This is a genomic window from Paraburkholderia rhynchosiae, assembly GCF_002879865.1.
GTDB classification, from domain to species: Bacteria; Pseudomonadota; Gammaproteobacteria; order Burkholderiales; family Burkholderiaceae; genus Paraburkholderia; species Paraburkholderia rhynchosiae.
The window spans coordinates 1-22,566 of sequence record NZ_PNXY01000016.1; the positions used below are offsets into that span (position 1 = coordinate 1).

Annotated in this window: 19 protein-coding genes and 1 pseudogene; 7 read left to right on the top strand and 13 right to left on the bottom strand. The window is 62.9% G+C overall.

Annotation, left to right across the window (positions count from 1 at the left end; translation table 11 throughout):
- Window positions 1-347: 347 nt before the first annotated feature.
- Together C0Z16_RS21695 and C0Z16_RS21700 are read right to left on the bottom strand one after the other, a co-directional pair.
- Window positions 348-671, bottom strand: coding sequence for a hypothetical protein (locus tag C0Z16_RS21695; RefSeq protein ID WP_102634152.1), 324 nt, complete (start codon window positions 669-671; stop codon window positions 348-350).
- A gap of 57 nt (window positions 672-728) precedes the next feature.
- Entirely contained in the window at window positions 729-1,106 is a 378-nt protein-coding gene (locus C0Z16_RS21700; protein WP_407070688.1) for a DUF4148 domain-containing protein, read from the bottom strand.
- Window positions 1,107-1,953: 847 nt separating this feature from the next.
- Between C0Z16_RS21700 and C0Z16_RS21705 the strand changes: the two genes are divergently transcribed.
- Window positions 1,954-3,105 carry a porin gene (locus tag C0Z16_RS21705; RefSeq protein WP_102634154.1) on the top strand — a complete coding sequence of 384 codons (1,152 nt, stop codon included), beginning with the start codon at window positions 1,954-1,956 and terminating at the stop codon, window positions 3,103-3,105.
- A gap of 86 nt (window positions 3,106-3,191) precedes the next feature.
- On the top strand, window positions 3,192-3,578 hold the full coding sequence (locus C0Z16_RS38220) for a transposase family protein (protein ID WP_244201303.1): 387 nt from the start codon (window positions 3,192-3,194) through the stop codon (window positions 3,576-3,578).
- A gap of 976 nt (window positions 3,579-4,554) precedes the next feature.
- On the opposite strand, the gene C0Z16_RS37815 is transcribed toward C0Z16_RS38220, so the two are convergent.
- The 9 genes and pseudogenes from C0Z16_RS37815 to C0Z16_RS21750 all read right to left on the bottom strand — a co-directional run bounded on the left by C0Z16_RS37815 (window position 4,555) and on the right by C0Z16_RS21750 (window position 14,375).
- Entirely contained in the window at window positions 4,555-4,731 is a 177-nt protein-coding gene (locus tag C0Z16_RS37815; protein ID WP_158244507.1) for a hypothetical protein, read from the bottom strand.
- A 493-nt stretch (window positions 4,732-5,224) separates the two neighbouring features.
- Window positions 5,225-7,924, bottom strand: coding sequence for a CoA-binding protein (locus C0Z16_RS21715; RefSeq protein ID WP_102634155.1), 2,700 nt, complete (start codon window positions 7,922-7,924; stop codon window positions 5,225-5,227).
- Between the two features lie 10 nt (window positions 7,925-7,934).
- Window positions 7,935-9,233, bottom strand: coding sequence for an ATP citrate lyase citrate-binding domain-containing protein (locus tag C0Z16_RS21720; RefSeq protein ID WP_102634156.1), 1,299 nt, complete (start codon window positions 9,231-9,233; stop codon window positions 7,935-7,937).
- Window positions 9,234-9,362: 129 nt separating this feature from the next.
- A pseudogene (locus C0Z16_RS21725) lies at window positions 9,363-9,476 on the bottom strand (DDE-type integrase/transposase/recombinase); the annotation flags it as partial.
- A gap of 36 nt (window positions 9,477-9,512) precedes the next feature.
- Complete coding sequence (locus C0Z16_RS21730) at window positions 9,513-10,610, bottom strand: YncE family protein (protein WP_102634157.1); 1,098 nt, start codon at window positions 10,608-10,610, stop codon at window positions 9,513-9,515.
- 97 nt (window positions 10,611-10,707) lie between these two features.
- Window positions 10,708-11,253, bottom strand: a complete 546-nt coding sequence (locus C0Z16_RS21735; protein ID WP_102634158.1) for a hypothetical protein — start codon at window positions 11,251-11,253, stop codon at window positions 10,708-10,710.
- A gap of 134 nt (window positions 11,254-11,387) precedes the next feature.
- Window positions 11,388-12,488 carry a PstS family phosphate ABC transporter substrate-binding protein gene (locus C0Z16_RS21740; RefSeq protein WP_102634159.1) on the bottom strand — a complete coding sequence of 367 codons (1,101 nt, stop codon included), beginning with the start codon at window positions 12,486-12,488 and terminating at the stop codon, window positions 11,388-11,390.
- Window positions 12,489-12,610: 122 nt separating this feature from the next.
- A complete protein-coding gene (locus C0Z16_RS21745) occupies window positions 12,611-13,087 on the bottom strand; it encodes a hypothetical protein (protein ID WP_102634160.1) in 477 nt (158 codons plus the stop codon).
- Between the two features lie 91 nt (window positions 13,088-13,178).
- Complete coding sequence (locus C0Z16_RS21750) at window positions 13,179-14,375, bottom strand: PstS family phosphate ABC transporter substrate-binding protein (protein WP_102634161.1); 1,197 nt, start codon at window positions 14,373-14,375, stop codon at window positions 13,179-13,181.
- 362 nt (window positions 14,376-14,737) lie between these two features.
- Here C0Z16_RS21750 and C0Z16_RS21755 point away from each other — a divergent pair, with 362 nt between their 5' ends.
- The 5 genes from C0Z16_RS21755 to C0Z16_RS21775 all read left to right on the top strand — a co-directional run bounded on the left by C0Z16_RS21755 (window position 14,738) and on the right by C0Z16_RS21775 (window position 20,313).
- The gene (locus C0Z16_RS21755) at window positions 14,738-16,321 is read left to right on the top strand and encodes a substrate-binding domain-containing protein (RefSeq protein WP_244201304.1); all 1,584 of its coding nucleotides are present in this window, start codon (window positions 14,738-14,740) and stop codon (window positions 16,319-16,321) included.
- A 204-nt stretch (window positions 16,322-16,525) separates the two neighbouring features.
- Entirely contained in the window at window positions 16,526-17,533 is a 1,008-nt protein-coding gene (locus C0Z16_RS21760) for an ABC transporter substrate-binding protein (RefSeq protein ID WP_102634162.1), read from the top strand.
- Between the two features lie 76 nt (window positions 17,534-17,609).
- Complete coding sequence (locus C0Z16_RS21765; RefSeq protein WP_407070689.1) at window positions 17,610-18,431, top strand: ABC transporter ATP-binding protein; 822 nt, start codon at window positions 17,610-17,612, stop codon at window positions 18,429-18,431.
- Window positions 18,432-18,458: 27 nt separating this feature from the next.
- Window positions 18,459-19,328 carry an ABC transporter permease gene (locus tag C0Z16_RS21770; protein ID WP_407070690.1) on the top strand — a complete coding sequence of 290 codons (870 nt, stop codon included), beginning with the start codon at window positions 18,459-18,461 and terminating at the stop codon, window positions 19,326-19,328.
- 184 nt (window positions 19,329-19,512) lie between these two features.
- Window positions 19,513-20,313, top strand: coding sequence for a hypothetical protein (locus C0Z16_RS21775; protein WP_102634165.1), 801 nt, complete (start codon window positions 19,513-19,515; stop codon window positions 20,311-20,313).
- Between the two features lie 18 nt (window positions 20,314-20,331).
- Here C0Z16_RS21775 and C0Z16_RS21780 read toward each other — a convergent pair whose 3' ends face one another.
- Together C0Z16_RS21780 and C0Z16_RS21785 are read right to left on the bottom strand one after the other, a co-directional pair.
- Window positions 20,332-21,531, bottom strand: coding sequence for an ATP-binding protein (locus tag C0Z16_RS21780; RefSeq protein ID WP_208638639.1), 1,200 nt, complete (start codon window positions 21,529-21,531; stop codon window positions 20,332-20,334).
- Window positions 21,532-21,746: 215 nt separating this feature from the next.
- On the bottom strand, window positions 21,747-22,412 hold the full coding sequence (locus tag C0Z16_RS21785; RefSeq protein ID WP_102634167.1) for a response regulator transcription factor: 666 nt from the start codon (window positions 22,410-22,412) through the stop codon (window positions 21,747-21,749).
- Between the last annotated feature and the right edge of the window lie 154 nt (window positions 22,413-22,566).

Here is a 22,566-nt window from a genome sequence, read left to right on the forward strand (position 1 = left end):
GAGCTTTGCGAAAATCTTGAAATATGGCCGGTGTCGCCATATGTTTCGCCGGCACAGCCCCTGACAGGTGGCAGTACTAGGCGATCTCCGCACCAAAAATGTTATCAACCTTCAGGCTGCGATGGATATGGAAGATCATCGCTCCGAAAACGACTTCTGCAGACCTTCCTTAACGCGCCGCCCAGGTTTCTGCGCCATCATCTCGAGCAGATAGTTTCGCACCGTCACGGCTCCCTATGACGTACGCGCCGCCGCGACTGCGACCAGATCGCAGGCGCCATAGATCAATATTCGTTCCGCGAGTTCTACGACCCGCCAACAAACTGCATCGCGTAGCCAGACCGGGTCTATCGAGGTGGCGTGGCCCTGCCGGTCACATTTGGCGCGCGTGGATCGGGGTTCATATACAGGCTCGTGCCGTTCGCCCGCATGTTGTTGAGCGCCGGCCCCCAGCCGATGCCTCTTGTTGCGGAGACCGAGGTTCCCAGGCCCGCAATTGGGCTGGCGCCGGCCCCCGTGCCCACACTGGTTGCCGCCGCGGCGCCCGCGCCGCTCACGCTGCCCCCGGCGTCGCCTGGCGGCTGAGCATGCGCAACGCCCGTCGCACCGATCATTAGCGCTGCCACGACCGCGGACATCGACACCCAGATACTGCCCGTTACGTTCTTCATATCCCGCTCGATCACATTGTTGAACTACCCGACGTGCGCCCCGGCATCGAACGCGCGTCAACCAGCCGGCTGACCCGCCGCTTGCGCGGGTGCTGCACCGGCCGACGTCTGCGCTGCGCTGGCGGAGTGCTGCCCTGCAGCCGGGACACAGTCCGCGCGATACTCGGCTTGCAACTTCTGTTGCGCGTGGTCCAGATCGTCCGGGTAGGTGTTGGCGTCGTCGGGGTTGTAACCGACCGCTTCCAACTCATTCAATTCCCGCATCAATTGCTTGTGCGTCACTTCGCCTTTCAACTGCACGAAAGGGTAGTCGTTGCATTGCTGTTGTGTGAGTCCCGGGGAGGCCATTGCCGACGCGCTGGCGATCAGAAGAAGGGTGGTGATCAGGGGTTTCGTTGTAAGCCACATTTTGATTCCATCGACGAGAAGGTTCAAGTCGTCCCGCGAACAATGCAGCGGGATGGCATCAGGCTAGTCGAGGCGACCTACCGGAGCGGCGTCAAAAAAATGAAACAGGTTTTATCCTTGCCCATCGCGATGATGCAGGCGAGGGGGCTCCCGTGGATCGGCCTCGTGTTTGTCGGGTGCCAACATGCCTTCCGTCGTGGGATCAGCAGGTTTGTCGGACGATGGAAGGGTTGGGGTCGGTCATTACAGGCCCGCTCACTTTCGCTGGACTTAAAACACATCTGGAGCATGCGATTCTACCCGCCTCCGGCGCGTCGAACGCCGCGCTCTAACGAACGGACAAGTGTTCGCTGTCATTTCGCACACGGAAATAGTCCATTTCACCGCTTAAACGGAACCTATTTAAGCGTTATAAAATCGCAAATAAAGCGGATCCAATGCCGCATATAAAATAGAAGAATCGGCTTTCTGGCCGGTAAGAATACTTCCAAACTGGCGACGAATTAGATAGCGCCCGAGGCGACGAATACTCTATTGCGTGAATCGCTGTGAATTCGGGTTCATCCAGCAACCTCTTTTGGACTTTGGCAGTAAGGCTGGTTGAAAGCCGTCGCGCGCGGGCAACAGCACCATAAGCTGTAATGCGGCGCTTTATTCGCCCGCGATTGCGTTTTCGCCTTTATTTTTGTGTACTTACGCCACCTAAATCGCTTGGTTGCGAATTCAGGAAATGACTGTTGCGCCATTCACGCGATTGGATAAGCGAATACGGGGAATACACTTCGCAACGGATCGTCACGCGGCCGGCGCAATCAGCGCAATGGACGGCCCGCACCGAATGCGATTCTCGATGCATTGTCCCTGGAGTCATGAAATGAAAAGAACCCTCATCGCAGCAGGTCTCATGGGCGCGTTTGCGCTCAACGCACACGCACAAAGCAGCGTCACGTTGTACGGCACGCTCGACGCCGGCCTCGTGTATTCGAACAACCAGGGCGGCCACAGCAACTGGCAGCAAGGTAGCGGTTCGGTGTCGAACACGTACTTCGGCCTGCGCGGCAGCGAAGACCTGGGCGGCGGTCTGCACGCCATCTTCACGTTGGAGAGCGGCTTCAATCTGAACAACGGCCAGTTCTCCGAAGGCAACACCATGTTCAACCGCCAGGCTTTGGTCGGCCTGAAGAGCGACCAGTTCGGTACGCTGACGCTCGGCCGTCAATACGATTCGGTCGTCGACTATCTCGCGCCGCTGTCGGAGGCGGGCGCGGGCTACGGCAACAATCTCGCGGCCCACCCGTTCGATAACGACAACCTGGACAACTCGTTCTCGATCAAGAACGCGGTCAAGTACACGAGTGCGAACTACGCGGGCCTGAAGTTCGGCGGGCTGTACGGCTTCAGCAATTCGGCCGGCCAGTTCTCGAACAATCGCGCGTGGAGCGCGGGCGCTTCGTATGACAATGGCCCGCTGAGCGTCGCAGCGGCTTACCTGCAACTGAACAACTCGGGCAGCTCGAATCTGAGCGGCGCGGTCTCGCAGGGCGACGGCACCGCGCAGGTCGCGGCTAACCTGCAGCGCACGTTCGGTGCGGGCATCAACTACTCGTACGGTCCGGCAACGGCGGGCTTCGTGTACACGCATACGCAACTGGACGGCATCACCGGCATCGACGTCGGCGGCGCGACACTGCCCGGCATCGCCGGCACGAACCTGCATCTGGACAACTACGAGGTAAACGGCCGTTACGCGCTGACGCCGGCCATGAGCCTCGCGGCTTCGTACACGTTCACGGACGGCAAGATGTCGGGCGCTAACGGCTCGGGCGATCCGAAGTGGCATACGGTGTCACTGCAAGGCGACTACTCGCTGAGCAAGCGTACCGACGTCTACGTCGAAGGCGTGTATCAGCATGCATCGGGCGAACTCGGCAACTTCGGTTCGAACGTGGCGGCGATCAACACGCTCGCGCCGTCGTCGACCGGTAACCAGATCGCCGCGGCTGTCGGCTTGCGTCACCGCTTCTAGATTTCCACGCACTGCTTGCAGCGCGGGCCTGGCAATTCGCGCTGCCTTCTAACCCGCACGTTACACGGGGACGTCGCGGGTTTTTCATGGACGCGACGTTTCAGCCTGTAACGAAGGTCGCCTGCTGCCAGGTACCCCTGGAGATCGTTCAGGTCGACCAAACACAAGCGGGCGTGCTGCTGGTGAGCCAGTACGACAGACGGATGATCGGCCGTCAGTGGCTGACCATCGCGCTGTACGTGGCGACGACGGCAACGGTGGGATCGCTCCTGACCAGAGCGGCACTATGCAAGGAGCCTTGGCTTGCGAAGATAGAGGCGGACGCGGATTCGCCGAGGCGTGGAATTCAGGAAGTTCTACATCTCGGCAACGCTGCCGAGTTTAAAAGCAGGGCGCTTCGCAGCGGGTGCCGCGAATACGGCATTGACCTCGTGTATCGGCCTGCGGGACGTCCCATTTCGGTGGCCATATAGAGCGCCTGAACCGGACTTTCATGGAACGGGTGCGGGGTCTGCGGAGGGTGACCGGATCGTTCCCGAAAGGGCGCAAAGCGCGACAGTCCGAAAAGACGGCCGCACTAACGCTGCGTGAGTTTGAGCAATGGCTCGCGATTGAAGTCCGAGATTCATCATGTGGATTTGCCTTTCGGACAGCTTCCTTTTTCGTGTCGCGAGCGACCAAGACCGGACCGCTCTGATGGTAGGCGCGCGCCGCCGCGGCGACATCGAAGCAGTCTTTGGCGACAAATATCCGATCACTACGCTCCCGGGCCGCGACTACCAGTTCCGCGCATTCATTCCGCGCCCCGTTGTTGGACATGGAGACCGGAGCTATCCCTGCATGTTAGCCGTGATCGAGTCCCGGCGTCGCGTTGGTGCAGAGTGTTTTCAATGCTGGTCTTCTTGACCAGTTCATTCATGGCTCGTCCCTTTTTGTTTGCGTCGCGCGCTTTTTGGGGGCTCGCGAGATAACAACCATTCCCGGCAGCACGATATCAACGCGGCCTCCCGCAGCCGCTGCCAGACAGCGCGCGGCAGAATCTGCGACAGCATGAATCAGCGCGGACGTTGGAACGCTTGCTCGCTCAAGCGCGCGGGCTGACTCAATCAGGTCTCGGGTAGACATTGGGCCTCGCTTCGGAGCTTGCGATTCACCCCTGAAGGTATCCCGGGATAGGAACCGCCTCATATTTCGATGTATTCAGGGTGGCCACCGCGCGATCATTGAATATCTCGCAGATAACGCGCCCCCTCTCTTTCTCGCGAATCGCCCAGCTTGCGGTGCGCGCGCCAGACTCCGCGTGAACATCAGTTGACCGGGCGACTGCGTAGTTTTACGTACGTCAGGGCCTTCCTGGCCATCGCGCGAGCGGCATCCATTTCGTGTTCGTGATACGCAATGCACGCGGCCAGCAGGATTTCGATTGGAGGCTCTGACCATGAACGTCGATCAGTTCAGCGGTATCCATAAGTCCCTTGGCCGCTGCGTCATCCTCTTATTCACGCCGCTTTTGCACCAATCCTGCGCCTCACCGCTCCCATCGCCGTAGCATGCGATGCCGGTATTCGAATCGAAGTAGCCAACGTCGGCGCGCACTTCAGTGCTGTAGGTGGAGTCGCGGAACATGTACACGCTGCGATCCGGACTGGTTACGATAGCCGTCACGTGGCCAGTTGCGACAACGCGGCTTTTGCCTGGCTCAGATTCATTGAAGTATCCCCTTAGGAGGACTGCTGAACCCGCCGATCGTTAGTCGTTTATGTCGTAAGCATTCCCATTGATCAGCGAAGCGGATGCTTACGGAAGCCTTGGCGTGGCCTGGCGTCGAACAGGGGAATCTCCTGTAGGTCGGCTATGACGCCCCACACCTTGACGTAAGCGTCGTGCAAGTTATGGCTGCGTGAAAGCGGCCGGCGACAGATAGTCCAAACGCTCCTGTGTGCGCTGCCGGTTATCAAAGATCTCGGCATCACGCGATCCGCATGCGGCATTCGAGCGAACGTTGTCTTCGGAACGATCGATGTCGGCTGGTTATCAAGGGACGCGGGCGGAAAGCCCGCAACTGCCTAAAGCACAGTTGCCACGTCGTTGCCTTGCCCCGCGCCGGTAAGACTCGCGCTCAGGCCACGAAGCGGCAGTGGGACGCGGGCGTGCGCGTGTCCATGTTGCGTCCGCGGTTGAGATGATCGTCGATTTCCGCCGCGCAGCCGAGCATGCGCGGATAAAGGAAGATCGTGAACGCGGCAGTCTCCAGATCGGACTCGCTGAATTCACCGCGTCGCAGCGGCTGCCACAGCATCTTCAGCAGCAATGCGGCGATCACCGCATCGACATTGACGCAATAGACGTTGCGCGAGACACCTGCGTCGAACAACGCCTGCACCAGCTCGCGATAGTACGCATGGAACACGTTGTATTCACCGCGCTTCTCGCTCAAGTCGGCGATGAACACTTCGCGCGGGTCGTGGTTGACCGGTCTGTCCTTGAACACCGGATGGTTCACGCCCGGAAGCTTCGCAATGTCGAGGCTGCCCACATGTTTCTGCCGCGCCTTGTACTGCGCGTATCGCTCGACGGAGCGTTCGGCGAGCGAGCGCAGGTCCACACCGTGGCCGGGCTTCGACGGATCGTCCAGCGCGGTTTCCTTGAAAGTATCAATCAGGAACGCGATGCCCTCGTACCCGTTCCCGCCGTGCGCGTAGCCGGTATGCGAGAGAAAGCCGACAAGCGCCTTGTTGAGCTGCACGCGCTCGGGGCCTTCCGGACCGTCGGCGGATACCGCGCCCTTCGCGCCCTGCGCCGAGATCGCGCCCGGACCGTTGGTGAGCAGCAGGCCGACGAGCGTTCTGAAGGCGAACAGGTCGTCGGGGCCGGGCTTCACGTTGAGCAGCGCGGCGAAGCCGATTTCGGTGAGACTGCGCTCGTTCAGCAATTCGTCGGTGGAGAAGCCGCAGAAACCGTCCGGGCCATGCCGCGACGCATCGGCCGATGCACCGATCAGCGTCCCGAACAGCATGCTCCACCAGGGCAGGCTTTCGGCGGTCACGCGCGAGATGCGTTTGCGCATGAGCGGGCCCCACGCCAGCGTCGTCGTGATTGCGGCCAGCACCGCGTCGCCGGTCGGGTGAGCGGTCTGCGACGTCAGCCAGCGGACGAACGCCGATTTCGCGCCGCGCGCGGCGAGTCCCGCGAGCATTGCTTCGGCGAGCGGATCGCGAGAGTCGGCGAAGAATTGTCCACAGCCGCTTGTGTCGATGCGTGCGACGTCGAAGGCTTCGTTCAGCGCGTCGGCAAGACCAGCGGCCGCAAAACGATCGATCAGCCACTTGGCCGCGTCCCGCGCTGCGCGCTGACGTTTCGGCCCGACGATCGACGCCGCAGCCGCGAGAATTGCATTCGGGGCGTTGCCGGCTTCGCGTGCTGCCTGCGCCGCCGCGAGTTCCGGCCTGCCGTGCAGGTTGACGAATGCGGCGATCGCGACATCGATGAGTTTTTCGTCGTTCTCGCCGCCGAATTCGTGCAGCAGGGCGAGGCCGACGTTCGCTTCGAGCGAACGCGTCGCCGCCTCCAGCATCGACGCGCCGTGCAGGCTGCTCGCCTGCGTCTTCGCGTCCATCTGCGACGCGCCCGATGCGTCCTTGAGCGCCTGGCGCGGAGCGATCACGCCGATCTGTCGATTGACCTGATGGACCTGCTCGTTGTACGGCGCAACAGCTTCCACGACCGGAATCGCGAGGCCGTCCGGCAGCGCGATGCCCTGATCGGAGCCGAACCACGGCTTGAGTGCGAGACTGCCCTCCGAGTCGAAATCGGGCATCGTCGCGTTGGCGTACATCACGGCGCTCAGTGCGGCGGGGATATACGCGATGTTCGTCACGACGGCACCTTTCGTCGTGCAGCATGGGTCATCCGGCGTGAAGAGGCGCTCGACGCCGAACTGCTGCATGAACCAGCGTTCCTTGGCTTGCGCATCGTCGGCGCCGCCAGCCATCGCGCCGGCGTGTCCCACTGCCCGCGTGAGGCGGCTCTTCCACCGTCCCACGACGCACGCGACGACCGGCTTCGTGAAGACCGCATCGGCCTCGTAGTAGCCACCCGGTTCGCAGTAGAGCACAGCGGCCTTGCTGCGCGCATCGTTGGCGAGCGCGAACGCGAATTCCGGCGCGGCATAGTGGATATAGACGTCCTTGCCGCTCGAGATGACCGTTGACGTGCCCCAGCCACCCATACGCAGGTATTGCGCAATCGTCGTGCTGAAGCCACCGGAGTTGGAGAAGATCGCGATCGAGCCCTTGCGCAGCGAATCGTCAGGATTGTCGCCGCCGAGCGCTCCGCCGATCCTCACGCGATTCCACGAATCTGCGACGCCGAGGCCGTTGGCGCCGAAGATGTCGATGCCCGCCTGCTGGCCCATCGCGCGGATTTCGCGGGCGTCGTGGACCGCGATCTTCTCGGTGATGATGAAAATTTTCCGCAGCTCGGGATTCACGCGAATCAGTTCAGCGACGCCATCGCGGGCTGCGGACGGCGGCAGGTAAACGACGCCGCAGTTGAACCGGTGTCCCGCCTGCAGCCCCTCGCGGACGTTGTTGTAGACGGGGATATCGCCGGCCGGCGTCGCGAGCACTTGACCGCACTTGCCCGGCGCCGTGCCGAATACGACGTTACCGCCCGAGAATGCGTGACTCACGGGCGTCACGTCCGACGATTCACCGCCCAGGATGTTGAGCACGCACACGCGATCCTCGCGCGTGGCGATCTGCGCGAGCGAATTGATGCCGACGAAATACTTGAACGTATTGCTGCCTTGCTTGTACATGTCGATCTCCTCAGGCACGAGCCATTTCGGTTTGCGTCGCCGACGCGCCGATCCTTGCTGCGATCTGGGCGCGGCCGCCGGCGCGCATCCAGGCATCCGCCTGGCGTGCGTACTGAATCACTTCGCTGATGTCAGAGTCGAAGCCGAACAGCCGATAAGGCAGGCCCAGCGAGTCGCATGTGTCCCTCAGCGCCGACATGCCCCGCACGAGGTTCGGACCTCCACGGCCCAGCACGACATAGAGCGGCGTCGGTCCGTGCTTGCTGAAGTGCTCGCGCAGGGCGTCGGCCATGGCGCACAGCGTCTCGTAGATGTCCGTGTTATTGGACTTGCCGCCAATGATGAAAAGCACGTTCGCCTGTTCGATCCAGTGCCTGAAACAGATGCGCGCCACTTCCTTCATCTTGGCGTAAGGCGGATTGCCGCCGAAATCCGACGAGATGATCGCGGCGTCGCCGAGCATTTCGGTGACGAGCGAGTTGGCGCCGCCGCCGAAGGTCGGGGCGAGGATCGTTCCGTTATCGTTGATGACGTACACATCGCTCTGGCCCTGATGGGTGCGAAGCTGGTTGATCTCCTGCTCGAAATCGGAGTAATCGGCGGCGAACAGATGAGGCGGCAGGCCAAGACGCGCCCAGCGCGGATCGTCGCGATCGAAGCCGCACTTGAAGTCGCACGCAACCGGCGTAAGGCGACCGTGCCTGTCCTCGCGCATGCGGATCGGATTCAACTCGAGCGTCGTCATGCCGAAGTCGTGAAAGAGTTCCCAGAGTTTCGGCAACTGCTGCACGAGGGGCGAAATGATCTCCTTCGGCGCGCCGATCTCGCTCAGTGCATTCGCTACGACGAACGCCTTTAGCCCGGTTAGCGCATCGAACGGCACCATCGCCACCTGCTTCGGGTCGACCTCCTCGATGTCCATACCGCCCACGTGCGAAAGCGTCATCGTCGGCGCACGAAAGCGGGTGGAATCCGTGATCGAGAAGTAGACTTCGTGCGTGGCCGGCACACCGGCTTCGAACGTTACGCCATTCGCCTTCGCCTTGATGTGGCCGACGGTATGCTCGGCGAAGTAAAGCCGCTCCTTTTCCGCGAGCGCGGTCTTCAGGTCGGTCGCGCGGCCAAGCAAACCTGCCTTGCCTTTCTTGCCGACTCCGCCCTTGAAGACGGGCTTGATGAAGATCTGGCTGTGACGGTCGATCAGCGCCTTGACTTCCTCTTCGCTAGCGCCCGGACCCAAAATTTCGCTGGCCGGAAATCCGACGAATTGCAGCAGGCGCGCGCCGTGCAACATACCGGTGATTTGCATGGAAATGTCTCCTGAAGTATAAGCAATGAACTTCGCTTGCTTACATGGTTCTCGGTTCTGTCGCGGTAAGGCGATGTCGGCGAATGATAGCGATATGATAAGGATTGCTTACATTACCAACGAGTAGAATTGCTCGAAGTACCGTCGGGCCGCTTCCTTGTCCCGATTGGCTCGCAGCTGGAAGTCAACGGTGTTGCCGGTCTTGTCGACGGCGCGGTAGAGATACTTCAATGTACCCCGGACCGGAGCGCGGGGATTTGGACGAGCTGCGGCAAGCACTTACTTTGCGGCAGGCGTCTTCACGCCAGTGCCAGGCAACACATCGAAGCGCAGCAGCCTTCCGCCAGCGCCTGATTCGCCAGGCGAGACCGCGACATACAGGCAGTGGCGCGCAGGCACCAGAAGCGCCGTCTTGGCGCCCCTGGCCGTCGGCACGCGTGCGATTTCCTGATAATGACCGGGATCCTTCTGCTGGATCACGCCCAGATAGTTATCGCCGGCCAGGTAGATGCGTTGGTTGACTTCGTCGAAGATCACCTCGTTCGTGCGCTGCGGCGCGTCGAACGTCGCGATCGTGTTGCCGTTCACCGCGTCCAGCACAAGCAGCTTGAACGGCTTGCGCGTGCCGACAAAGAGGCGCTGATGTGTCTCATCGAATGCCATCGGCGCATTCAGCTCGGCGCCATGGATCGGCCAGTTTGCAATCACCTGGCGCGTCGCCTTGTCGACGACGGCGAGCGTGCTCTTGCCCGTGACGTTGACGAACAGACGATGGCCGCGCTGCTCGGCCGCCATCGCTTCGGTAAAGTCGGTGTCGAACCTCACGTCGCCGACGCGGCGGCCGGTGCGCGGATCGACCTCCGAGACAATCGTCTGCGTCATCCTGGGCTCGGCGTTCTTGCCGCCCGTGACGACATACAGGTGACGGCGCGACGGGTCATAGCGCATCGAGTCCGCACCCACGGTGAGCGGGATCGAGCCGATGACGCGATAGCTTGCGCCATCGACGATGCGCGTCATGCCGGCGCCGCTGTCGGTGACGATCAGACGGTTCAGGTCCGGCAGGTACAAGATCGCGTGGGGCTGGTCGAAACCTTTGACGGTGCGCAGATGCTTGCCGCTGCCCAGATCGAATACTTCGAGTGTGGCACCGTCTTCGCCCGCGAGAAATAAGCGCCCGCCGCCAACGTCGGCGGCGAAGTGGTCGAAATCGCCTTGGTAGTCCGGCAGCGCCGTGCTGCCGATCAGCCGCAGAGGCGCGCCCGCCGGGCTGCGCGCATCGACCGCGGGCGCCGCTGCGCAAGCGGTTTGCGGCAGCGTCGCGCACAGCGCCGAAAGCGTCATCAGCGATACGATCGCGCAAATTCGCAAACGCATGGTCAGACTCCTGGATGGGATGGCTCGATGAATGCTGCGTCGTCCCCCGGCACATCGGGACGACGCAGCGAAAGCGCTCGGCGAGGCGAGCGCGCGACTACTTCGCGGGCTCGAACAATGCGGCGTAGGTCGGGATCTGCTGCTGAAGTTCGTCCCGCAGGCGCGTCGATGCGAGGAAGAAGGCGGTTTCGCCCTTTGCATTGGCGCCGTCGTTCTTGTACGCAAGCACGATCTCGCCGACGTTCTGGCCGCTCGCGTCGCGCAGCGGCAGCATCATCACGAACTTCTTGACCGTGTCGTTGGGGCGATGCCAGCGCGGGTCGACGATCGTGATGCCCTTTTTAGAGATGTCGATATCGTCCGGATCGTCGGCATTGCCGATGCGCTCGAGGTAGGACCCGGCGAACATCGTGTACGCGTCGCGCATACCCGGCGGAACGCCGTGCAAGGTCACGCTGAGCAGCTCGGGATGCTGGCTCATGATCTGCTCGGACATCTTCTGCGCGTAGATCTTCGCGCTCGGCGGCGTCCAGTTCCTCGCGTGCGGTTCGGGCGCGGCGGTGGCAGCATCCGCCACGTACGACGCGGAAGCCGACAGGACGCCGAGCGTCACGGCGAGCAGGGTTTTGGTCAGGGTCTTCATGTCTCTCCTCTCTTTGCCCGATGGGCATCATGGAAGCAGGTGCGAGTCGAATGTAGGCTCGCCAGATTGAACGAGCGTTAGCGCGTTCTGAACGCAAATTCAGGCTGAAATGGCGAGGCCGGCGCGTCGCGGAGTCAATCCGCCTGATCGAGCTTCGCGAGCTCTTCATTGACGACGGCCGGGGTCAACGGGATATAGACGCCTTCTTTCGCGACCACGTCCTGTCCCTGCCGGCTCAATACCAGTTTCAGGAACTCCTTGATCTTCGGCTGCAGCGGCTCGCCGGGCTTCTTGTTCACGAAGATGTACACATAGCGTGAGAGCGGATACCTGTGCGTGTACACGTTCTGCAGCGTGGGCGCGAGGAAGGGTCCGCCTTCGCTGGCCGCGAGCGGCACGACCTTTACGTTCGGCGTCACGTTGGCCAGCAGCGCATACGTGAGCCCGCCCGGATGCGTCGCCATGTCCTCCGCGGCCACCGTGAAGGCATGCGTGAAGCCCTTGCCCTTGACGAACTGGATGTCGTCCTTGTATTCGCCGCCTTCCAGCAGGTTCAGCTTGAGGAAGTATTCGATGCCGTTGACCGGCTTCAGACCGTAGAGATGAATTGGCCGGTCGGCCCATTCGCCGCCGAGTCCCAAGTCGCCCCACCTGGTGATATCGGCGTGTCCTCGATTGCGCGTCTTCGAATAGATCGCGTCGAGCTGGGCCATCGTCAATCCCTTGATCGGATTGTCCCTGTCGACCAACACAACCGACGTCGCCGTCTTGCCGAGCGACCCGACACTTCCCGTCGCGACGCGAATGGCGAACGGCTTGTAGCCGAACTTGTCGACGAAGGCTTTCTCCTCGGCCGGAAGCAATTCGCGACCGACCGGCGCGAGGTCCCCGGTGCCGTTGGTCAGCGCCGGGCCGCCGGCACCGGACGCCTTCGCTTCCATCGTGACGCTCAGGCGCGGGTAGGCCTGGCGGTATTGCTTGATCCATCCCAGCGTGATTTCATCCATCACATCGGCGCCGACGAGACGCAGCTCTTCCTCCGGCACGGACTGAACTTCACCCGGATGCCAGACCGGGATTGACGGGTCGACTTTGAGGTGATGCTCGACGGCCGCGTACTTCAGCGCGAATGCCGGCGGGGAGCTCAGCGCGCCCAGCGTTGCAATGCCGATCGCTGCGGCGGCCGATGCCGCCACTGACCTGCGCATCCGGCCAGCCTTCTGAGTCTTGTTCATGTGCGTCTCCTGATTGAACACAATTCGTGAGTTCACCCTCGGCGGGGTGATTCGATGGTGGACCATCAACCTAAACTCGACCTGAAGGTTTCCTTAACGGATTTTCAGACGGGCGACGACAGCTAGTGCGTGGGTTCAAACAGCGCCGCGAGCGATGGCGTGCGCCGCGCCAGCTCGTCGCGCACGCGCTCGGCCTCGTGCACGATCACATCGCGCTTGACGCCGTGCGCAAAGTGGAACGTTGAGCCGATGACTCCGATCGTCTTGCCGGTCACGTCGCGCATCGGTAGCTCGACCGACAGATCACCGGTTCTCGTCAGCTCCACGCGGGGCTGGCCGCTCTCGAGCACGGCCAGATCATCCGCATCGGCGCGCTTGCCGATACGGCCGATGTTCGACGCGATGATGACGTTGTCGCTCTCTGTGGGCGGGGTGACGTGCAGTGCGAGGACCGTCAGCTCGGGGTGCGCGGCCAGCGTGGTATCGACGAGCTGCTGAGCGGAGGGGGCAGCGGTGATGGCGGTCGTCGCGGCGAATGCAGCGCAACCAGCCGACGCGAGCAAAAGCGCCGCCGTCGCGGCGCGGATGGGTCGGTGCATGTGGACACTCCTGGAGTCGGCGCCGCCCGGCGCACATGCGCGGGGAGGCGGACGGCGCCGGGTTGGCGAGGGAGAGACGGGCGGCGGGCAGTCAGTTCGCAGACATCGCGCGCGAGCTTTCCGCCTGCGGCGCGCGCAGCGGCACGTACATTGCGTGATCGATCACCGCTTGCTGCCCCTGCTTGCTCAGCACATAGCGCAGGAATTCGGCGATAGCCGGGTTCAGCGGCTTGCCGGGCGCCTTGTTGGTGTTGAAGTAGATCAGCCGGCTCAGCGGATAGGTCGCCAGCGCGACGTTTTCGTACGTCGGTGCGACGTATGGACCGTTGCACGAAGCGGCGAGCGGCAACATTTTCACGGGCGCGTCGATATAAGCAATGCCCGAGAATCCGATGCCGTAGCGATCGTCGGCGACGTTTTTCGCGAGCGGGAACACGAGCTTGTCGTAATGTATGTCGTCACGCCACTCGCCGCGCTCGCCGTTGACGCTCAGCACGCGTTGCCGGATGAACTCCTCGAACCCGTTCCATGGCTTGATCGCGTAGGCATGCACCGGCTTGTCTGCCCATTCCCCGGTGAGCCCGAGGTCGCCCCAGGTCCTGATCGGCTTGCCGCCGCGCAAGTGCGTGCGCGAAAAGAGCGCGTCGATCTGCTCGTAGCTGAGCTTTTCGAGCGGATTGTCCTTGTTGACGAAAAAACCGATTGCGTCGAGGAAGCCAAAATGCCGGTAGGAGCCGCCGGAGATCGGCACGCTGAGCGGATCGTACCCGAACTTGGCATTGAATTCGGTGACGTCATCTGGCTTGAGCTCGCGCGACACGAACACGAAGTCGAGCTTCTCCTTGAGCAATTCCTTCGCGCCGACGCTGCCTGCGTACGGCGGAGCAATACGGATGTTGACATTCGGATAATACTGCTTGAAGCCTTCGATCCACCGGTTGACGAGCGACGGCAGCACGTCGGAAGCCGCGCCGCTGAATGTGGCGGCGAGCTTGGTGTCGGTGCGGGGCCGGAAGTCGGGCAGCGCCGGGTCGAGGCGCGGTTGCAGGACTTCTGGCTCGGTCAGGGCGCGTCCGACCTTCATTCCTTCGTCGGCTTGTTCCTTCGTTTGGGGTGTCACCGTCTCGAGCGGGGGCGCGAGCCACTCGACCATCGGCGTGGACGGAGCGTCGGCGCATGCGGCGCCCACCGTCCAGATCGACGCTGCCGCAGCGGCAATGACCAAACGGCGCGAGCGGCGGTGCGACTTGTGCCAGCTTGCATCGCGACTGGATTCGTTTCGATTCACGAGTGGTCTCCTCTTTTATTCAAAGCGCGCGTGATTCCGCGACCGTCCCATTGTGAGGCAGTTCTCGCGAAAAGCCGAAGCGCGGGGAGCGTGCCGCTCGGCGCGTGTCCCGGCGAGCAGCGCTGCATCCATGCCACGTATCCAACGATAGTGTCGCCGAGTGAACGCAATCTGAAGAGATCCTGAAAATTCATTCATGAAACGGCCCATCGAGCATGAATGACTTTTCAGCATCGGTTCAGCTTCGGTTCAGTGTGCCGCCGTACTGTGGGGCAGCCTTTCCCGGCGCGACGGCGGTGCGGTGTTTCTGACAGGAAGCCGGCCCGCTGCGCGTCCTTCTCCACGTTCGGCAGGAGACCCACGTGCCTGTTTTCGATTGTCCGTTGCGGCGTGCATCGTCATCGATGCCGCCCCTGTCGCGCTCGTTCCTGCCATTGCGTTCGCAGCATGCATGCTCGCCGTTGGCGCGCCGACGCGGTGCCGGAATCGGCCTCCTGCTTGCCGCCTGCCTGGCGCTCATGACGCCGTGCGTCGCGCAGACGGCCGATGCCGTCGCAGGCTTGCCGGTCTATCACTCGCTCCCGGAGCTTAGCGGCACCCTCAGCAGCGTCGGCGACGACGCGATGGGGCCGCTGCTCGATGCATGGCTCGCCGCATTCGAGCGACGCCAGCCGGGCATCCATCGCGGGCCGCATTGGCGGCACGCCGGCAGTGCGACCGCATTCGGCGCATTGATGTTCGGCGACGCCGATATCGCACCGCTCGCGCGTGAGCCGTTGCCGACGGAGTTGCAACCGTACGCGCACCAGTTCGCGGGCGACATGATGAAATCGCCGCTGCTGGTTCGCGTCGCAAGCCTCCACGGGCAGGCGGCCTATCTCACCGTGAATCGGCGTCCAGGTGCGCCGCTGCCGCCCAAAATCAGCGCGTTCCTCGCGTTTGCGTTAAGCGACGAGGGCCAGGCGATCGTCGCCGCGCAGAAACGCTTCGCGCTGCTCACCGCCGCACAGGCCGCGCATGAACGCGCGAAGCTCGGCGGCTTCTTGCCGCCGCTCGACGCGCATCTGGCCGTCTATCGTCCCGTGGCCGGCCTGCACGGCGCGATTGACAGTGTCGGCAGCGACGGGATGAAGTCGCTGATGGACGCCTGGATCGACGGCTTCACGCAGGTCCAGCCCGCCGTCCGCAAGGGCGACCGATGGGAACACCTTGGCACGTTGAACGGGTTCCACGCGCTGCTCGCGGGCGACACCGCCATGGCGCCGATGGGCCGCGAACTCTGGCCGGACGAGCGGGCTGTCTATGCGCAGATCCGCCACGCGGCGCCACTCGAAATTCGTGTCGCGCGCGGCGGCTTCAACACGCCGCAGCGGACCACGGCGCAGGCGATCTTCGTGCATCCGGACAATCCGCTCAAAGGCATCACGCTTGCGCAGCTGGCGTCGATCCTGCGCCGCAACCCGGGCGTCACGCGGTGGGGCCAGCTTGGCCTGACCGGGGATTGGGCAGACCGTCCAATAACAATCTATATCCCGCCGCGCGTCGCGCCCAATGCGATGTCGATGCAGATCATGGTGCTGGCAGGCGGTGCGTGGAATAACGCCGTACATGAAGGATCGATCGATGACACCGCGCGCGCGATCGCTGCGGATCCGGGCGCGCTCGGCTTCGGCGGGCTCGAGGAAGGCGGCCCCGGACTCAAGACACTGACGGTGGCGCGCCGCGCGGGCGAGCCGTTCTATGCGCTTGATGCAGACAACGCGGCGAGCGGCAGGTACCCGCTCACGCGCTACATGTATATCCGCCTGAATCGCCCGCTCACGCCGCCGGTGAAAGCGTTCCTGCGCTACATCCTCAGCCGCGACGGCCAGGAACCGGTGCGCTATTCGGCGTACTTCCCGTTGAGCGCGGCAGAGGTGCGCGAAGAGTTGGCGAAGCTCAGGTAGGCGTTGCGCGAATCCGTCCCCGCGCATGCCGCAGGCGGCGCCGGTTGTCCCTGAATAGAGATTTATCTTCCGTTCAGCCTGACTTTAAGGTTGCTCCGTATAACTGAAACCGTTCCATGAGCCCACCTGTCCCGATACGGGACACCGCACGAAAGCCACCTGGAAAACGGCACCCATACCTATCGAAACCGGAGGAGACATCCCATGAAACACACTGTCCTGCGCATCGCCGCTGGCGCGCTGGTGCTCGGCACCCTGGTTCCGGCCGCGCATGCCGCCGAGAAACTCACCCTGATGGTCGGCGGCATGGAAAAGCAGATCTATCTGCCGGCCAAGCTCGCCGAGCGGCTCGGCTATTTCAAGGAGCAGGGCCTCGACGTCGAACTCATCAACGAGGCAGCGGGCGTCGATGCCGAGAACGAGCTAGTTGCCGGCACCGTGCAGGGCGTCGTCGGCTTCTACGACCACACGATCGACCTGCAGTCCAAAGGCAAGTACATCGAGTCCGTCGTACAGTTCAGCCACACGCCCGGCGAAGTCGAATTGATCTCGTCGAAGCTCGCCGACAAGGTCAAGTCGCCCGCCGACTTCCGCGGCTTGACGCTCGGCGTGACCGGGCTCGGCTCGTCGACCAACTTCCTCACACAATACCTCGGCGTATCGCACGGCGTGAAGACGTCGGAGATGACGTCGCTGCCGGTCGGCGCGGGCAACACGTTCATCGCGGCGATCAAGCAGGGCAAGATCGACGGCGGCATGACGACCGAACCGACGGTCTCGCGCCTCATCAACACCGGCGACGCGAAGGTGCTGGTCGACCTGCGCTCGCCTGAGAGCACGCAGAAGTGGCTCGGCGGCCTGTACCCGGCGGCCAGCCTGTACATGCAGAACGACTGGGTGCAGGCGCATAAGGCGACGGTGCAGAAACTCGCGAACGCGTTCGTCAAGACACTCCGCTATATCAATACGCACAGCGCCGAGGAGATTACCGCCCAGATGCCCGCCGACTACTACGCTGGGGACCGCGCGTCATACATGAAGGCGCTCGCCAACGGCAAGGTGTCGTTCATCGCCGACGGCCGCATGCCGGAATCGGGGCCGCCCACTGTGCTTAAGGTGCTCGGCTCGTTTGATAGAGCTGTGATGGGGCACAAGATCGACCTGTCGAAGACGTTCACCACCGAGTTCGTCAACGCCGCGCAGGTCAAGTAGCCGCGCCGCGTGATGGCCCGGCAGCGAGCCGTCGCAGGCGTTTCGTCGAAGCCAATCTCCTAAAGGTGGCAATCCAATGACAGCCTCCCAGGCAATCATGCCGTATCCCGCCGCTGCGTCGAACGACGTTCCTGCGATTGAACTCGATCGTGTCAGCCGCCGCTTCGTCAGCCCGGAGGGTAAAGCGATCATGGCGCTGCAGAACTTCAGCATGTGCGTTGCGAAGGGCGAGTTCTGCGCCGTTGTCGGCCCGACCGGCTGCGGCAAGTCCACAACGCTCAGTCTGATCACTGGCCTTGCCGCGCCGAGCGCCGGGGCGGTCAGGATCTGGGGCAAGCCGATCACCGGCATCGATCCTCGCATCGGTTTCGTGTTCCAGTCCGACGCGGTGTTCCCATGGAAGAGCGTGCTCGATAACATCGCGGCCGGTCCGCTGTACCGCGGCGAGAACAAGGCGCAGGCCTACGAGCGCGCGATGGAATGGATTCGCCGCGTCGGTCTGGTTCGTTTCGAACGCCACTATCCGCACCAGCTCTCCGGCGGCATGCGCAAGCGCGTGGCGCTGGCTCAGACCTTCATCAACGAACCTGAGATTCTGCTGATGGACGAGCCGTTCTCGGCGCTCGACGTCCAGACACGCATGCTGATGCAGGACGAGTTGCTGCATCTCTGGAGCGTGAATGGCGCATCGGTGGTGTTCGTCACGCACGATATCGAGGAGGCCATCGCGCTCGCGGACAAGGTATTCGTGCTGACGTCCGGACCGGCGACCGTCAAGACGTCGTACGAAATCGACCTGCCGCGCCCGCGTGATGTCGCGGAAGCGCGCTATTCCCCCCGCTTTATCGAACTTTCGCGGCAGATCTGGAACGATCTTCGCGACGAGGTCCACATCTGAGCGCCTGGCGGCGCGCTAAGGAAAAACATGAATACCCCGATGGCAGGAGCCGTATCGAATGAGATCGAGTTGCGGCAAGTAGAAGTCCGCGCCCAGGCAAGCATGCGCCGGCGCCAGACGCTGGTGCATGTGTTGCGGCTGGCGGTACTCGTCGTCACGCTGGGCGGATGGGAACTCGCCGGGCGGGTGGGCTGGATCGATCCATTCTTCTTCTCGACGCCCTCGCTCATCGCCGTCCAGATCTGGCAGTGGCTCACCGAGGGAACGTCGCAAGGCCCTCTCTGGGTGCAGGTGCTGGTGACGCTGGAGGAAACCGCGCTCGGTTTCCTGATCGGCAGCGTGGCAGGCGTGGTTGCCGGGATCGCGCTGGGCCGCAACAAGTTGCTAGCGGACGTCTTCAGCATCTACATCAAAGTCGCGAACTCGATTCCGCGCGTGGTGCTCGGCTCGGTGTTCATCATCGCGCTGGGGCTCGGCATGGCGTCCAAGGTCGCGCTGGCCTTCGTCATGGTCTTCTTTGTCGTGTTCTCGAACGCATTCCAGGGCGTGCGGGAAGCGGACCGGAATCTCATCGCCAATGCCCATATCCTCGGCGCGACAAAGCAGCAGGTGACCTACACGGTCGTCCTGCCAGCCGCGATGAGCTGGATTCTCGCGAGCCTGCACGTGAGCTTCGGCTTCGCGCTGGTGGGCGCCGTGGTCGGTGAATTTCTCGGCTCGAAGCAAGGGATCGGGCTGCTGATCTCGACCGCGCAGGGCGCGTTCAACGCGGCCGGCGTGTTCGCCGCGATGATCGTTCTCGCCGTCGTCGCGCTGGGTGCGGAGTTCGTGCTCACGCAGCTCGAGAACAAGCTCCTGAAATGGCGCCCGCCGCAGTTCTCCGACGCTGGTCACTGATCCCCGCGCGCCGCGCCGGTCCGCCTGTCTGAGGGCCCGGCGCGGCATCCGCAGTTCGCGCGGCCACGCGTCGCCGTTGAATCTGCCCGCCCCAAACGTCCTTCATCGGACCCATCCCGCTCGTGCCTCATGCCGGGCGCTCGCACGCAGCGCCGGCCACCCTTCGATCAGGAGAATCGGCCTCATGTCGTCCACCCGTCATCCGGAGTCGGCCGCGCCCCGCGCACCGCATCATGCGCGATTCGTCAAGGCCGCGCTCGCCGTCGGCGCATGCCTGGTTTGCCATGGCGCGCTTGCCGGCCCGCCGTTCGTGACCGACGATCCGGAACCCGTCGAACGGGGGCATTTTGAAATCGATGCCGCCGCGTCGGGCACCGTGCGCGCCGGCAGTCACAGCGGCACGCTGCCGGGCCTCGAGATCAACTACGGATTGGTGGAGAACCTGCAGATCAACGCGACGGCCGGCGTGGCGTTCATGCACGAAACCGGGGATCGCACTCATTACGGATTCGGTGATACCGAACTGGGCGCGAAGTACCGCTTCATCACCGAGGACGAGGCGGGCTGGCGTCCGCAGGTCGCGTTCGCACCCAGGGTCACGCTACCTTCCGGCAACGATCACCGGGGCCTCGGCGACGGGCACGCCCATGTGCTGTTGCCGCTGTGGGCGCAGAAGACGATCGGTGACTGGACGACGTTCGGCGGTGGTGGATACGTCGTCAACCGCCATGCGGGACAGAAGGGTTACTGGACCGGCGGTTGGGCCGTCCTGCGCAAGTTCGGCGAACGACTTCAGCTTGGCGGCGAGGTCTTCTACACCGGGGCGGCGACCAAGGACGATCCGTCCGCGATTGGCTTCAACCTCGGCGGCGCCTACGGGCTGACGGAACACGACCGCATCCTGTTCTCCGTCGGCCGCGGCCTCACTCACGTGAGCGACACGAATCGCTTCTCCTATTACGTCGGTTATCAGCTCGACCTGTGACGCGCGCCCGCTGTATGTTCAGGCGGCGTCGGTGGAATGAAGCGGCGCGTTGAAGGGGATATTGCCGGCGGTGTGGGACGGCGTGACGGCGGGGATCTCGAAGACCATCGACAACCCGCGGCCGTCCGGCCCGGCTTCCGCGAAGATGTGGCCGAGGTGCAGCTCGACGATACTGCGGCAGATGGCGAGGCCCAGGCCGCTGCCCTTGTCTTCGTCGCCCGGACGATGAATGCGCACGAAGCGTTCGAAGATGCGTTCGCGCTGTTCGGCGGCTACGCCGGGCCCCTCGTCCTCCACGCGGACTTGCCAGCATTGGTTCACCAGCGTGGAACGCAAGGTGACCCGGCTTCCCGGCGGCGAGGCCGCCAGTGCGTTGCTGAGCAGGTTCAGGAGCACCTGGCGGATCCATTTCGACTCGATTGCGGCCTTTCCGCTGCCGTGATGGGTCAGAAAGAAGCGCTGCTGGCGGTGTTCGGCGAGTACGTGGGCGTCCTGCGCAAAGTTCTGCAGTAACGGTTCCGGATCCTGCGGCCTCAGATCGAGCGAAATCGCGCGTGCGTCGGCGCGCGACAGGAACAGCAGGTCCTCGATGATGCGGTTGAGGTGCGCGAGTTCCTTGATCTGAATTTGCACCGCCTGTTCCTGCGCTGGCGTCAACTGACCGTCGACGACCAGTTTCTCGGCTTGAAGGCGCACGAGCGTCAGGGGCGTCTTGAGTTCGTGGGAGGCCTCAGCTGTAAACCGCCGGATCTGGTCGAACGACGCTTCGAGACGGTCGAACATCTGGTTGAGCAGGCGCGCCAGGTCCGAAATCTCGTCGCGCGCGCCTGACAACGGAATGCGCTCGCTCAGATTGTCCGAGCGGATGTGGTCCGCCGTGTCCTGGATCAGCCGCAGGGGCCGCAGCGCCATTCGGCTGAAGCCGTAGCCGATCACGCTGCTGATCGCGATCATGACGATCAGCAATCCGTAGAAAGTATGTTCGTACGCGGTCATCACCACACGTACGTGTTCTTTCGTCGTCGCCACCACGACCGTGTACGGTCCGAGCGCGAACTTGCCCGCGCGCAGTTCGCCCAGCCCACCGACATCCACATTGAACGCCTGGTGGCGAGGCGACGGCACCATATCGCGACCGTGAAGACCCGGCGAGCGAAACACTACCGTCCCGGCGGGCCCGTAAATCTCGGTGAAGAAGAGTTCGAGCTTGTCGGACATCATCGCCTGAACACGCTTGCGCAACTCCGCCTCCGATGGCTTCGTCCCGAGCGCGGTCTGGCTGGCGCGAATCTGTTCGAACTCAGATTGGTTGAGCAGATCCAGCGCGTGGATCGCGTGATGTTCGACGAAGTATCGTCCGGCAAGAAACAGCGACGCGAACGTGACAGTCGAAGCGAGCACGTAGCAGATGGCGAGCCGCGCGCCGATGGATTTCATAGCAGCTGGTAACCGACGCCGCGCACCGTCTTGAACAGCGGCTTGCCGAGCGGCGCCTCGAACTTGCCGCGCAGCCGGCTCATGTAAACGTCGAGCAGGTTGGTGTCGACGTCGTAATGGGATTCCCAGATCTTCTCCGCGATCAGAGTCCGGGTCAGGATGCGGCCGGGATTCTGCAGGAAGACTTCCAGTAACGCGAACTCACGGCTGGTCAGATCGATCGGCTTGCCGTTCAGATGAACGGTGTGGCTCAGCAGGTCAAGCTTGATGCCCTCATGCTGAAGCACGGTTTCCTTGACGGACGATTGGCGGCGAAGCAGCGAGCGCATGCGCGCGAGCAGTTCTTCCAGGCTGAACGGCTTAGGCAGGTAGTCGTCGGCGCCGACGTCGAGGCCCTTGACGCGATCCTCCACGGCGTCGCGCGCGCTGAGGATCAACACCGGCTCATTGAACCCGGCCGCGCGCCATTCGCGAAGCAGCTGCAGACCATCACCGTCGGGCAAGCCGAGATCGAGCACGATGACGTCATAGCTCGACTCACATAGCGCTTCGCGCGCCTCGGCGCAACTTTCCACCCAGGTCACCGTGTACGCGCGTTCGCTTAGCGCCTGCTTGAGGTACAGGCCGAGCTTGCGCTGGTCTTCGAGGATAAGGATCTTCATGATAAAAGCGCGAGCGCGAGGGAATTTCAGGCTAGCGCAAGCGGATGTCCGTGACAAGCGAAGCATGGCCCTGCGGGGGTTTTCCCGATTTTTCTGAACGCAAATTCAGGAAGCGTTCACGTCTATTTCAGCTTGGAAGCGCGCATGCGGGTCG